Source organism: Amylibacter sp. SFDW26, assembly GCF_009184395.1.
Taxonomy (GTDB): Bacteria; Pseudomonadota; Alphaproteobacteria; order Rhodobacterales; family Rhodobacteraceae; genus Amylibacter.
The window spans coordinates 118,494-131,931 of sequence record NZ_WEIC01000001.1; the positions used below are offsets into that span (position 1 = coordinate 118,494).

Annotated in this window: 14 protein-coding genes and 1 pseudogene; 8 read left to right on the forward strand and 7 right to left on the reverse strand. The window is 46.3% G+C overall.

What is annotated here, in order from left to right:
• Positions 1-54 precede the first annotated feature (54 nt).
• A pseudogene (locus F9L33_RS00640) lies at positions 55-1,299 on the reverse strand (FAD-dependent oxidoreductase); the annotation flags it as partial.
• Positions 1,300-1,703: 404 nt separating this feature from the next.
• Positions 1,704-2,174: a DUF1203 domain-containing protein gene (locus F9L33_RS00645; RefSeq protein ID WP_152140810.1), complete on the reverse strand. Its 471-nt coding sequence runs from the start codon at positions 2,172-2,174 to the stop codon at positions 1,704-1,706.
• Between the two features lie 202 nt (positions 2,175-2,376).
• Between F9L33_RS00645 and acnA the strand changes: the two genes are divergently transcribed.
• Positions 2,377-5,067: an aconitate hydratase AcnA gene (gene acnA / locus F9L33_RS00650; RefSeq protein WP_152140811.1), complete on the forward strand. Its 2,691-nt coding sequence runs from the start codon at positions 2,377-2,379 to the stop codon at positions 5,065-5,067.
• A gap of 52 nt (positions 5,068-5,119) precedes the next feature.
• Here acnA and F9L33_RS00655 read toward each other — a convergent pair whose 3' ends face one another.
• Entirely contained in the window at positions 5,120-5,458 is a 339-nt protein-coding gene (locus F9L33_RS00655) for a helix-turn-helix domain-containing protein (RefSeq protein WP_152140812.1), read from the reverse strand.
• 98 nt (positions 5,459-5,556) lie between these two features.
• Between F9L33_RS00655 and F9L33_RS00660 the strand changes: the two genes are divergently transcribed.
• The 3 genes from F9L33_RS00660 to F9L33_RS00670 all read left to right on the forward strand — a co-directional run bounded on the left by F9L33_RS00660 (position 5,557) and on the right by F9L33_RS00670 (position 7,090).
• Positions 5,557-5,976 carry a nuclear transport factor 2 family protein gene (locus F9L33_RS00660; RefSeq protein WP_152140813.1) on the forward strand — a complete coding sequence of 140 codons (420 nt, stop codon included), beginning with the start codon at positions 5,557-5,559 and terminating at the stop codon, positions 5,974-5,976.
• A gap of 10 nt (positions 5,977-5,986) precedes the next feature.
• Positions 5,987-6,367 (forward strand): DUF4440 domain-containing protein, encoded by a 381-nt coding sequence (locus tag F9L33_RS00665; protein ID WP_152140814.1) that lies wholly within the window; start codon positions 5,987-5,989, stop codon positions 6,365-6,367.
• Positions 6,368-6,457: 90 nt separating this feature from the next.
• Entirely contained in the window at positions 6,458-7,090 is a 633-nt protein-coding gene (locus F9L33_RS00670; RefSeq protein ID WP_152140815.1) for a LysE family translocator, read from the forward strand.
• Here F9L33_RS00670 and F9L33_RS00675 read toward each other — a convergent pair.
• Positions 7,077-7,763 (reverse strand): SGNH/GDSL hydrolase family protein, encoded by a 687-nt coding sequence (locus F9L33_RS00675; protein WP_226803869.1) that lies wholly within the window; start codon positions 7,761-7,763, stop codon positions 7,077-7,079. The genes F9L33_RS00670 and F9L33_RS00675 overlap by 14 nt on opposite strands.
• Positions 7,764-7,906: 143 nt before the next feature.
• Between F9L33_RS00675 and F9L33_RS00680 the strand changes: the two genes are divergently transcribed.
• Together F9L33_RS00680 and F9L33_RS00685 are read left to right on the forward strand one after the other, a co-directional pair.
• Positions 7,907-8,554 (forward strand): TenA family protein, encoded by a 648-nt coding sequence (locus F9L33_RS00680; protein ID WP_152140816.1) that lies wholly within the window; start codon positions 7,907-7,909, stop codon positions 8,552-8,554.
• Positions 8,551-9,438, forward strand: coding sequence for a DMT family transporter (locus F9L33_RS00685; protein ID WP_152140817.1), 888 nt, complete (start codon positions 8,551-8,553; stop codon positions 9,436-9,438). The genes F9L33_RS00680 and F9L33_RS00685 overlap by 4 nt, the downstream gene beginning before the upstream one ends.
• Here the strand turns inward: F9L33_RS00685 and F9L33_RS00690 are convergent.
• Positions 9,431-10,180: a sulfite exporter TauE/SafE family protein gene (locus F9L33_RS00690; RefSeq protein ID WP_152140818.1), complete on the reverse strand. Its 750-nt coding sequence runs from the start codon at positions 10,178-10,180 to the stop codon at positions 9,431-9,433. The two genes, F9L33_RS00685 and F9L33_RS00690, sit on opposite strands and share 8 nt — an antisense overlap.
• Positions 10,181-10,343: 163 nt before the next feature.
• Between F9L33_RS00690 and F9L33_RS00695 the strand changes: the two genes are divergently transcribed.
• A complete protein-coding gene (locus F9L33_RS00695) occupies positions 10,344-11,051 on the forward strand; it encodes a thioredoxin family protein (RefSeq protein ID WP_152140819.1) in 708 nt (235 codons plus the stop codon).
• Here F9L33_RS00695 and F9L33_RS00700 read toward each other — a convergent pair.
• A complete protein-coding gene (locus tag F9L33_RS00700) occupies positions 11,023-11,931 on the reverse strand; it encodes a DMT family transporter (RefSeq protein ID WP_152140820.1) in 909 nt (302 codons plus the stop codon). The two genes, F9L33_RS00695 and F9L33_RS00700, sit on opposite strands and share 29 nt — an antisense overlap.
• Before the next feature lie 87 nt (positions 11,932-12,018).
• Positions 12,019-12,573 (reverse strand): translation initiation factor IF-3, encoded by a 555-nt coding sequence (gene infC, locus F9L33_RS00705; protein ID WP_152140821.1) that lies wholly within the window; start codon positions 12,571-12,573, stop codon positions 12,019-12,021.
• Between the two features lie 247 nt (positions 12,574-12,820).
• On the opposite strand from infC, the gene F9L33_RS00710 reads away from it, so the two are divergent.
• Entirely contained in the window at positions 12,821-13,336 is a 516-nt protein-coding gene (locus F9L33_RS00710) for a hypothetical protein (protein ID WP_152140822.1), read from the forward strand.
• Positions 13,337-13,438: the final 102 nt, after the last annotated feature.

Here is a 13,438-nt window from a genome sequence, read left to right on the forward strand (position 1 = left end):
TAAAACGCCCAATATCATTTTGGTGAGCGTTTCGTTAGCTTTGTGTGATGAGGCCTATGGCCTTGCCAGCCATTCCTTGCCGCGCAACATTGCGTTCCAATATATGGCTGGAAGCAATGAGGCTTTTAGAAACCACGCAGTCCGAGTTGGTTTTGTGCCGTTCAATAAGGCTTTGGGGAAAGTTGGGAGTAGTTTGCCGCCATATCCGAATTCAGCCAAAACAATTTTGCCTTTTTCGACGGTTAATGGACAGGAACCATATCCATCATAAGCCGCTGGTGCAGAACGGTTATCCATGTCTGCGATCATATTAGCAGCAACAATTGGCGCTTGTTTGCGTGCTGCCGCAGCGGTTTTTGCATTGGGTGCATTCATCACATCACCCAAGGACCATATGTTTTCGAATGATTTGTGGCGTAGGCTTTGTTGATCGACATCTACCCAACCCGCAGCATCGGATAATGCAGATGCCTTAATGAAGTCTGGGGCGGTTTGAGGCGGGCAGACATGGATCATATCAAATTCGACCTCGATCCGTTTTACGTCTTCATCAGGTTTTGCCACATCGAAATATGCTTTTTGGGTAGAGCCATCGATGCCAACCAGATTGCTGAAGAAATTCAGGTCAGCCTGATATTTATCGATGTATTTCATCAGGGCAGGAACATAATCGGCGACGCCGAATAATACGCCTCCCGCGTTATGGAATTCGATATTGATGCTGTCCAGTGTTTTGGAGCGGTGCCAATGATCCGCAGACAAGTACAATGCCTTTTGCGGCGCGCCGGCGCATTTAATTGGCATTGGGGGTTGTGTGAATATTGCGCGGCCTGACTTCAAATTCTGGACAAGCTCCCATGTATATGGGGCAAGATCATATCTGTAGTTTGATGTGACACCGTTTCGACCAAGAGTATCGGACAGTCCTTCTACGCGGTCCCAATCTAATTTTAATCCAGGGCAAACAACCAAACGTTTGTAATGAACCTTGGTTTTATCTTCTAGGACCACACAATCATCTTTTGGATTGAAACCTTTTACTGTGGCTTGGATGCGTGTGACTTTTTCTGAAACAAGGCTGCGTAGGGATCGTGCTGTTGATTTTTGCTGAAAGATACCGCCGCCGACCATTGTCCAACCGGGTTGATAGTAATGGGTATTTGCTGGATCGATGATAGCGATGTCTAAGCTTGGATCGCGTGATAACAGGCTGGCAGATGTGGCTATGCCTGCGGCACCGCCGCCGACAATGGCAACGTCATATGTAGAATGTGTTTGAGCGCTCATAAGCGTACCTCCCCTGTTTGATATGCACAACGGGTTCTCCCAAACGACCGTATGTTGGATGAGGATGTAGATTTATTGCTGGGGCGTCGGTGACAAAGTCACATAAGGGGTACTTAGAATGCGTTAATTCACGCCCAATGCCCCGTCGCCGTATCTGGCTGGCGGGGTTTTGCGTTCGCATATATAGATAAAAGGTGGGCCCACCTATAGTGTTTCGACTTTATTGAAACACTCTTTGTGCGGTTGTATATGACCGAACAAGGATTTTATCCCCTGCACCTATTTTAACCAGTTATTTCGGTAGTTTTCGCATTTGACGCTGTTACCCGCCCTTTGAAAACCCGTTAACCACGTTTGTCGACATGGGTGTTATAGCGTGGGAATGGTTAATGGGTGTTTAGGGGTGCGTTCGATGGTTATGCAGCACGCGTGACTTTTGCTGCAAAGCACCCTTGTTTTGCATTGTGAAGGTGAATGTAGCTTATGGTGCCTTCTGCTAATATTTCCTCAAGCTGGCCTTTTAGGATTTTACCATCAACAACGTCTGCGCGTTGCATCATATGATTATTATCGAAGGCGCGTATTGAGATTAGTCTAGATGATATCACATCAGGTATGGTGTCTGGCTCCAGTTTTACCGATGGGATATCTTTTCGCACATATATTGCGTGACTGGCTTGATAGGGGGATGCTTCTGGTAGATGGCTGTAATTTACCAGTAAGATCGTTTCGCCAACCTTGGCATCAGCAAGAGATACTCGGCATGGGTAGCCTGGGCTTTCTGTGACGGTTTCAAGAACTGCATTTGCATTTGTAAGTTCTTGCTCTGACATTGAGAAATAGTGTTCGAATTGGGTTTGGTCGAGTGCGTGGATTTGAAAAGGCATTATAGGCTCCGTACTGTGTTCTTTTCTTGTATCGCATGAGTGTGATGTGCCATTCGAACCGTTTCTTGCTATTTGTGAAAGTACAAAGTGATAATGAGAATTATTAATTGTATACCATTGTATACAAACCTGCTATTGCGAGACTCACTAGAATAATGCAAAACCCATACATACCCGTTCAACCACCCATCGGAGGTTTCATATGACTGTTACCGTAGGCACAGATTCCAATAAAACACGTAAAACTTTGACTGTTGGCGATGCCAGTGTCGATTATTATTCCATTCCAGCTGCTACAGAAGCAGGCTTGGGGGATTTTTCTAAATTACCAGCAGCCCTGAAAGTTGTTCTGGAAAATATGCTGCGTTTTGAAGACGATGGCCGCACCGTTTCAACAGACGACATTAAGGCGTTTGCGCAATGGGGTGCGAACGGTGGTAACAATCCACGTGAAATCGCGTACCGTCCTGCGCGTGTTTTGATGCAAGACTTTACAGGCGTTCCAGCCGTGGTTGATTTGGCGGCTATGCGCGATGGTATCGTTGCTTTGGGCGGTGACGCTGAAAAGATCAATCCGCTAAGCCCAGTTGATTTGGTGATCGACCACTCTGTGATGATCGACGAATTTGGTAATCCACGTGCGTTCCAAATGAACGTTGACCGTGAATACGAGCGTAACCTTGAACGTTATACATTCCTGAAATGGGGCCAAAAAGCCTTTGATAATTTCCGCGTTGTTCCGCCTGGAACAGGGATTTGTCACCAAGTGAATTTGGAATATCTCGCACAAACTGTTTGGAAAGACACAGACCAAAATGGTGTTGAAGTGGCTTACCCAGATACGCTTGTGGGCACAGACAGCCACACAACAATGGTGAACGGTGTTGCCGTTCTGGGTTGGGGCGTTGGCGGTATTGAGGCCGAAGCAGCGATGCTGGGGCAACCGATTTCTATGTTGATCCCAGAAGTGATTGGGTTCGAACTGACGGGTGCTATGATGGAAGGCACAACGGGTACTGACCTTGTGCTGAAAGTTGTTGAGCTTCTGCGCGCGAAAGGCGTTGTTGGCAAATTCGTGGAGTTCTACGGAAGCGGGCTTGATAACTTGCCATTGGCAGACCGTGCTACAATCGCAAACATGGCGCCAGAATACGGTGCAACCTGTGGCTTCTTCCCGATTGATGGTGAAACGCTGCGCTACCTACGCAACACGGGTCGCGACGAAGACCGCGTTCAATTGGTGGAAGCCTATGCCAAAGAAAATGGTTTTTGGCGTGATGCAGATTACGCACCTATTTACACAAGCACATTGTCATTGGACATGGGTACAATCGTTCCTGCGATCTCTGGGCCCAAACGCCCACAAGATTATGTGGCACTAACCGATGGTCAAAGCGCGTTCCGTCGTGAAATGGAAGAAACGTTCAAACGTCCAATGGGCAAAGAAGTTGCCGTTAAGGGCGAAGATTATGCATTAGAAAGCGGCGACATTGTTATCGCATCCATCACATCTTGTACGAACACATCGAACCCATATGTGATGATTGGGGCAGGTTTAGTCGCACGTAAAGCGGCAGCCCTTGGATTGGATCGTAAGCCTTGGGTGAAAACATCCTTGGCACCTGGGTCACAAGTTGTGTCTGCATACCTTGAAGCAGCTGATTTGCAAAAAGATCTGGATGCGATTGGTTTCAATCTTGTGGGATATGGTTGTACGACATGTATCGGTAACTCTGGTCCTATTCAAAAAGAATTGTCAGAAGCGATTGCTGAGGGCGACTTGGTGGCAACGTCTGTTCTATCTGGTAACCGTAACTTTGAAGGTCGGATTTCACCTGATGTGCGCGCGAACTATCTGGCGTCACCGCCATTGGTTGTGGCTTATGCGTTGGCAGGGACGATGGATATCAACCTTGCAACGGATGTGATCGCGCAAGACAAAGATGGGAACGATGTTTACCTGAAAGATATCTGGCCATCGACGCAAGAGATTGCTGATTTGGTGCAACAAACAGTGACGCGTGAAGCGTTCCAGACGAAATATGCAGATGTGTTTAAGGGCGATGATAAGTGGCAAGCTGTTGAAACAACAGAAGCGCAAACTTACGATTGGCCTGCGGCATCGACATATGTGCAAAACCCGCCTTACTTTCAGGGCATGAGCAAAGAACCTGGTGTGATTTCGAACGTTGAAGACGCCAAAGTATTGGCGATCCTTGGCGATATGATCACAACAGACCACATCTCACCTGCGGGATCTTTCAAACAGACTACACCTGCTGGTCAGTACTTAACAGAGCGTCAGGTGCCAGTGCGTGAATTCAATTCTTACGGGTCTCGTCGTGGCAACCACGAAGTGATGATGCGGGGTACATTCGCCAACATTCGTATCAAAAACGAGATGCTAACGGGCGTTGAAGGCGGCTATACGAAGGATGTGGATGGCAACCAAGCTTCTATCTATGATGCGGCTATGTCACATCAGGCAAACGGCACGCCATTGGTTGTGTTCGGTGGTCAGCAATACGGTGCGGGGTCATCGCGTGACTGGGCTGCTAAGGGCACTGCGTTGTTGGGTGTGAAAGCAGTTATCGCTGAAAGCTTTGAACGTATTCACCGTTCTAACTTGGTTGGTATGGGCGTGATCCCGTTCGAATTCACAGATGGCGACACACGCAAGTCTTTGGGTCTAACTGGGGAAGAGATTGTATCGATCACAGGACTGTCTGGTGATATCGAACCACTTTCAAATGTGCCGTGTACAATCACGTACCCCAACGGTGATATGAAAGAGATCCAACTGAAGTGTCGTATCGATACGGCAGTAGAGATTGAATACATCGAGCATGGTGGTGTGTTGCATTACGTTCTGCGGAATTTGGCGCAGTCATAAAGTTTGCACTTTGGTAAAACTGACAAAGCCTCCGAATTTCGGGGGCTTTTTGTTAACTTTGTCTTGAGTTAGCCCAATCACTCATAGCATTCAAAACAGGCATAAGGTTGCGGCCATCTTGGGTGATGGAATATTCGACACGTGCTGGGACTTCGGCAAAGACTTCGCGTGTGACCAATTTATCTTGCTCCATTTCACGTAATGCTTTTGTGATCATTCTGTCTGAGGCTTGCGGGACTAATTTTTGCAGTTCAGAAAACCGCTTTGCCCCTGAAAGCATATGGAACATCAGGATTGGTTTCCATTTGCCTGTGATGATCATAACTGCAAGTTCTACGGCACAATCATTGGTTTCTTCAATGTCATCGACGGGGCTGAGTTCAATTGCCATACTTACACCTGTGTTAGCAGCTATCATGGTTGAGGGTAGATCATATTAAGCGCAGGTACTAGATCGAATTGAAACGATACTCATTATTGGAATTTGATATGACTGAAACTCAAGAAATTCAAAGTGTTCGAGAAAACCTGAAAACATGGTTGGCGGCATTTAACGCAAAAGACATCGATACTTTATTCACACTTTATGATCCTGAAAGCGTTTATGCCAATGCAGGTGCTCCGCTTATGGTGGGCGCTGATCAAATTAGAGGCTGGTATGCACAAGCGTTTCAATCCATTGAAGGCACGCTTTTATTCAAGGAAGAAAAACTGTTTCTAGAGGGTACTATGGCTCTGATTGTGGGGAAGTATTTCTTTCAGCCCCCAGAAGGGGTGGGTGTGCCTGATGATGCCAATCTGACAGGGCGGGTTAGCCTTGTGTACCGCAAACCTGCGGACGGAAAATGGGGGTTGTTGTTTGATATGGATAATACACCACCAGATGTCTCACCAGCTGATTTTGCCTAAGGAACAATCTATGAAACATATAGCAAAAGAACCGCATCAGATTATGGAATGTGTCGCTGAATATTTAAAGGTTGGCGACATGGAGGGGGTGATTTCGATGTTTCATCCAGAGTGTAAAATCTGTTTTCCACGCGATGAACCAGCAAAAGAGGGTCATAGAGGTGCGCGTGAAGTCTTTGTTGATTTTGTGCCAATGCGGCCGATTTTAACAGGCAAGGTCACGAATGAAATGATCAATGGTGATATCGCGGTTATACAGGCTGATTGGCGTTTTGAAGACAATGATGGCAACTTAATTGCAGAAGGCCAATCCACTGAGGTTGTTCGGAAATTAGAAAACGGTGGTTGGGGGTATTACATTGATTGTCCCAATGGTGTGCCCGTATTGTGAATATGAAAAGCCCCAATGCATTGGGGCTTTTTGATTTGCATCTAGGCAGCGATTTTGTATCGTGCGGGTTCGTAAAATAGGAACAATCACGTGCCATCTTTTGAAATACTCATAACCTTCTTCATTGCCACAATGCTTTTCGCTTATATGCCTGGGCCTGCGATGCTGTATGCAACGGCACAGACGATTGCGCGGGGCAGGCGTGCTGGTTGGCTGGCTGCCCTTGGTATTCATCTGGGCGGCTATGTGCATGTTATTGCAGCAGCGTTGGGTTTGGCGCTTTTGTTTAAAGCGATCCCTGTGTTTTACTTCATTCTGAAATTTGCAGGTGCGGCTTATCTGATTTTCCTTGGTATCAAGATGTTTCGTACAAAAAAATCTGCTTCAGCTGTGGATATGAAAACAGTTCAAAAAACACCAAAGCAAGCCTTTTGGGAAAGTGTGACAGTTGAAGTATTGAACCCAAAGACTGCACTATTCTTTGTTGCGTTTTTACCTCAATTTTCAGACCCATCGGCTGCATTCCCAATATGGATACAGTTATTGGTTCTTGGTACGATTGTGAACATCATGTTTTCCAGCGCAGATATTACATGTGTATTGTTAGCGGATAAAATGACTGCGTTCTTGAAAAAATCTCTAGCGGCGGGGCGTTTGGCGCAAAAAATCGGCGGGAGCATTTTGGTTGTGCTTGGTCTGAATATTGCACTTAGTCGGCAATAATATCTGCTACAAGTTTTCCAATCTCTTTGCTGGCTTTCACAGATGGATGGATGCGGTCAGCTGCGTGATATGATAGGTCGCCGTTTGGAACCAGTTTTTTGAGAGATAGAAAATGCACACCATCATCGTGTTTTGCCAATGCAGATATACGACTTTCTAAAATGTCCCCTTCATCACGACAATGATCAATCGGCGACCCCTGGCCAGGGGTGCGCAGGTACCCAACATAGATGACTTTAGTATCTTTTTTACGCAACTTTGAAACCAGTTTAGGAATAGCCCCAGTTTGCGTGTCTTCAGAGATCAATTTGTTAAGCTTGCGATTGCATCTGGTGCACCCGCAACCCAACCATAGATCATTTCCGCCACCAGTAAGAATAACCCAATCCCATTCTCCAGATGTATATTGTCGTGGAATGCTGAACCCGACAGTGCCAGTGATAGGGAGCTTGTAAATCATACGCGCGCCAGACAATGAACGGTCGGTTATTGAAATATCCAACTCTTTGCCCGCAACTTGTGTGATGGAGCGCCCTGTAAGCTTGTGCCAAGCTAATAACGAGTCTCCCATTGCTAGGATTTTCGGAGTGCTATCTTGCGCAAATGCGGAGGGTGTGATGGATACAAAGCCTATAGTTATCAAAGTGATAATAGGTAGTACTCTATACTTCATTCTTAAATTCCAAGCGGCCTTAATTACTACAAACATTTAATGCTGGTAAACTCTTACACGGATAAATGTCATTTCTAAAGCAATCTCTTGCCGATGATGTGGTAATACGGCAGATATGATGCAAAGTAAGATAAGGTACCACAATGCGCCCAACTGATTATTTAATATCTCTTTGTCCAGAAGACTGGGATGCTGCTACTAAACATCCTTTTTGTGATGCTTTGGCGGATGGCACTTTGGATTTGGATAAGATGCGTGGGTACTTGGTGCAGGATTATCAATTCATAGATGGATTTGTGCGGTTGTTGGCCAGTGCGATTGCGCATGCGCCTACGTTGGCAGACAGTGTGCCTGCTGCTCAGTTCTTGGCGTTGATTACTGGACCAGAAAATACATATTTCTTACGGTCATTCGAGGCGTTGGGTGTTACTGATATTGAATGGCAAAATGCAGAACTAAAAGCTGCTACAATGGGGTTCCAAGAATTAATGACACAAGCAACTTCGTCTGGGAAGTACGAAGAGATGCTGGCCGTTTTAGTTGTGGCCGAGTGGATTTATCTGAGTTGGGCAACACCTGTTAACCCGCCAAAAGATGATTTACCGTTTTACTTTGCAGAATGGATTACATTGCATGCTGGCGAAGGGTTCGAAGGTGTTGTTGAATACCTACGCAGTCAGTTGGATGCACAATGGGGCACATTGGATGCTGCTGGGCGCGCCAATGTGGAGCAGGTGTTTTGTAAAGCTGTGAAATTAGAGCGCGACTTTTTTGATGCATCTTGGGCATGACGCATAAGCAGCTGATCACAGAGTTAGGCTTTTTGGGTTTATTGGCCTTGTTATGGGGGTCCTCATTCATGTGGATTTCCATTGGTGTCGAAACTATCCCACCCGTCACCTTGGCTGCAATTCGTGTCGTTGTGGCTTCTGTTGTGATCGGTCTTGTGATGTTGATAAAAGGGCAACGGTTGCCGACTGAGCCTAAGCTTGTTGGACAGTTGTTCATTCTGGCAATGATCGGCAGCATAATCCCGTGGGTGTCATTGGCATGGGGGCAGCAGTTTGTGGACAGCGCTTTGGCATCTGTGCTGAATTCAACCTCGCCGATTTGGGTGTTGTTTATCACAGTGCTGTTTTTAAAAGGAGATAATCCACCTGCATTGAAAATGATTGGGGCAGGGTTGGGTTTTTGCGGTGTTGTTCTGATTATTGGGACAGATGCATTGTCTGGACTTGGGGATCATATCTGGGGACAGTTTGCGGTTTTATTGGGCGCTATTCTTTATGGATGTACTTCTATCTATGGCCGCCGTTTTCATGATGTGCCCAATACAGTGACAGCGGCCAGCACCAGTATTTTATCGGCAGTGTTTTTAGTTCCGTTAAGCTTTGCCGTGGATCAACCTTTGTCATTGTCCCCATCAATGGCGTCTATCGGTGCGGTGTTGATGTTGGGTGTGTTTTCAACGGGTATAGCATTGTTGATTTATTTCAGGTTGTTGAAATCACTGGGGTCACTTGGTGTCGCAAGCCAAGCATATTTGCGTGCGGGTGTCGGTGTTGGCTTAGGAGTGTTTGTGTTGGGCGAAACTATCACTGCGACAGTTGGTATGGGCATAGCAATCGCGCTCTTGGGTGTGATCTTAATCAACCTGCCTATTCGGTCTAAATGAACAATCTGTAAAAGAATACAGCACTCATCACCAAACCAACAGCAATGACGATATTTCGGACTATGGTTTTACTTAGGCGTTTTGCCAGTTTTGCGCCAAAATAACCGCCCAAGATATTTGCGATCATCATGATAATGGCGGAAGGCCAAACGATTAGGCCAGCAATGGCAAAGGTCAAAACTGAAATTGCGGAAATCACAAAAGACACGCCGTTTTTTAAGCCATTCATCACGTTTAAATTTGTAAGCCCCCACATAGCGTAGAGGGCTAGCAACACGATCCCAAGGCCGCCGTTAAAATAACCGCCATAAATTGCCACAACCAATGTGCCGATGGCGCCATAAGGCGTTAGCTGAAGGCCGCCACTTCGCCCCCAAGCGAGAATGCGATCTTGGAATGCAAAGATGGCTGTTGAAGCAAGTAGCAGGAATGGGACGATTGCTGTGAAGAAGTCGTTAGAAGATACCAACAGGAGCAATGCGCCGATTAAACCGCCGACCAATGTAATGCCTGTTTGACGGATCAACTGTTTGCGTTCGACGGATGAAATGTCTTCTTTAAAGCCAATCGCGGCGGCTAAGTAACCTGGAAATACAGCTATGGCGCTTGTAGCATTTGCAATAACAGGGGGTACACCAGCAAAGACAAGGGCAGGGAATGTCAGGAAAGAACCACCACCTGCAATGGCATTCAATATGCCTGCAAGAAAGGCAGCCACTGCGATTAGGATTGTCGTTTCCATAGTATTTCCCCCGTACCAATGATCACAATGTGGATTTTTGATGGAAGTACAATCGGTATTACTACGAATTTAAGTTTGTAACATTTCGCTCTCAAACACTTTATTGGCTTTTTATCTTTGCGTGTTTTATGCAAGGTTAAGAAATGAATGAAATAGGTGTCTTATGCGTAAACTGATCGCATCTCTGATGATTACAACAGCTTTTGGAACCTTTGCCCATGCGGGTGAGGATGGGTCCTTGACTGTTGTGGAATTATTCACATCAGAAGGCTGTTCATCATGTCCACCTGCGGATGAGATGTTGACGGAGTTGGCACAGCATGATGATATATTGGCTTTGGCGTTGCACGTTGATTACTGGGACTACCTTGGTTGGAAAGACGATTACGCAAAGGCAAAGTTCACGAAGCGCCAAGAAACATACAACAGCATCCTACCTAGTCGTTACCGTTTGGTGACACCACAAATGGTGTTTAACGGGCGTTCTCAAGTGGCAGGTGCCAAAGGCGCAAGCATCGAAGGTGAGTTGCAAAAAATGAGCAAGCAAGCCGATAGTGTGTCTTTGACAATTGAAAAAAACGCCTCTGCATTTTCTGTGGATGTTGATCCATCTGATGTGAATGTTGGGCGTGCAGATGTATTTTTGATCCAATACATGCCAGAAATTGTTTCCAAGATTAAAGCGGGTGAAAACCGTGGTAAAACGTTAAAGCACACAAATATTGTGACATCATGGGAAAAGATTGGCGATTGGAATGGTCAAGCTGACTGGACTGTGAGCCAACCGTTTTTAGAAGATGGCGTTGAAGGTGCGATTATTGTGCAAGCAGCAGATAACGGCCCTATTTTGGCAGCGCGGAAGCTTCGTTAATAATATTACCGTTCGTTTGATTTTCACGGTACCAAACATACAATCCTGATCCTGCAATAATAGTACCGCCGATAATCGTGTATATTGTTGGCAATTCGTAAAACAGGAAAAATCCCCAAGCTGTGCTGAACAATAAGCTTAGATACCCAAAGGGGGCTAAGAAGGATGCTTCTGACAATCTGAATGCTAAGATTAGGCAATAATGCCCGATGCTGGCGATCAATCCCATCAGTATCATAAAGCCAACAGCTGACGGCGTGGGCTGTGTCCAATAGAAGGGCACAAAGCAGCTGGCGATTATGGTGCCGATAAGAGCCGTGTATAGGAAGCTGGTCCATGGGCTTTCTTCTTGGCCCAATACACGCGTTGAAATGGCATAAGCTGCGTAACAAGCTGCGGCTGCCATAGGGATGAGCGATGTCAAAGAAAACACTTCTGATCCTGGGCGGATGATGATCATCGCGCCGATCATACCAATGATAACGCCAAACCATCTGCGTGGTCCCACCTTTTCTTTGAGAAAGATAAAGGCGAATGCGGTGATCAAGAGGGGAGCCACTTCGAAGATTGCTGTGATGTCGGATAGGGTCATCCAGTTCAGGCCAAAGAAGAAGAACATAGTTGCGCCGAATAGGAATGAAGAGCGGAGTAATTGCATCCCCATATATTTGGTTTTCATAAGTTTGCGTAATCTTGGCCCCAAAAGGATCACAGCCCAAAGGACTTGAAAAAAGTATCGCGCCCAAACGACCTGTAATGTGTGATGGTCTTGGACAAGATGCTTTGCCACAGCATCAAGGGCTGTGAAAGCGAACACAGCGATGATCATTAACAGTATGGCTTGGCTGGTCGGACTAATGGCCCGAAGGTATGTCGTCATTTTGCCGACGTTAGCTGTGATTTTTATTTACGCAACAAAAAAGCGCGGGCAATGCCGCGCTTAGTGTGTTTGGATGTTGGTCAGAGCTTACTTTGCAGTCGCAGGACCGATCAACATGGACATTTGACGTCCTTCCAATTTTGGATGGTTTTCAATTTGCCCAGCTTCTTGTTCTAGAACCGCGTCTTTTACACGAAGAAGCAATTGAAGCCCTAGGTTTTGGTGGGCCATTTCACGGCCACGGAAACGCATCGTGATTTTCACTTTATCGCCGTTTGCCAGAAACTTATAAACATTACGCATTTTTACATCAAAATCATGAACATCCGTGTTTGGGCGGAATTTGATTTCTTTGGTTTCGATGATTTTTTGTTTCTTACGTGCTTCAGCTTCGCGCTTTTGCTGTTCATATTTGTACTTACCAAAGTCCATCACCTTACATACAGGTGGTTTGGCGTTTGGTGAGATCTCAACCAGATCTAGCCCTGCTTGGTCGGCCAATTCCATGCCGCGTGCGGGTGTTACAACACCTACATTGTCGCCATCGGCGCCAATCAATCGAATTTCGTCTGAGGTTATGCGTTCATTAACGCGAGGTCCTGTTTCGCGCGTCGGAGGCGCTTGGTGTGGTCTACGGGCTATGGTCTTAGGTCCTTATATGGTTTCTTTGTAGCAGAATCTAATGTGCGTATTGATTACAATCAAGCACTAAAGCTGTGTGTCCTTCACAGAGCAGAAGGTCAAGCGAGCTTTTGATGTTTGGGGCAAAAAGCGGGTGTTTTGAGCTAATGTGAGTTTTTTATGTCCCTAATACTTGCAATTTGTATGATCAAAGGGCACATGAAGTAAGCCTATTGGGGTTCAAAAGCCGAAAAACGGAGATACGGTTATGAAAAAGATTATCACGTTAGTTGTATTGCTAGCTGTTGCTGCAGGGATTTATTTCTATACAGAACAACAAAAAGCTGCTCAAGAAGCTGCTGAAAAAGTACAAATGGAAGCGGACGCTGCGAAGAAAGCGGCTGAAGAGGCTGCTGCAAAAGCAGCTGCTGAGGCTGAAGAGGCTGCTGCGACTGCTAAAGCAGAAGCTGAGGCTGCTGCAAAAGCACAATTAGAGGCTGCAGAAGAAGCTGCTGCAAAAGCTGCTGCTGATGCAGAAGCTGCTGCGAAAGCCGCTGAAGAAGCAGACGCTGCTGCGAAAGCAGAGGCAGACGCTGCAGCTGCAAAAGCTGCAGAAGAAGCAAAAGCAGCTGAAGACGCTGCGACTGCTGCAAAAGCAGAAGCGGATGCGACTGCAAAAGCGGCAGAAGAAGCCGCTGCAAAAGCAGCTGCTGATGCGGCTGAACAAGCAGTTAAAGACGCTGCCGAAGCTGCCAAAAAGGCGCTTGAAAGCACAACAAACTAAGCTTTCGATTATATCGAAGATAAGGGCGGCTCATTGGGCCGCCCTTTTTGTTGACGTGTAGATATTCAAGTCTACAGTTTGGGTAAACTTGTAGGAACGGTT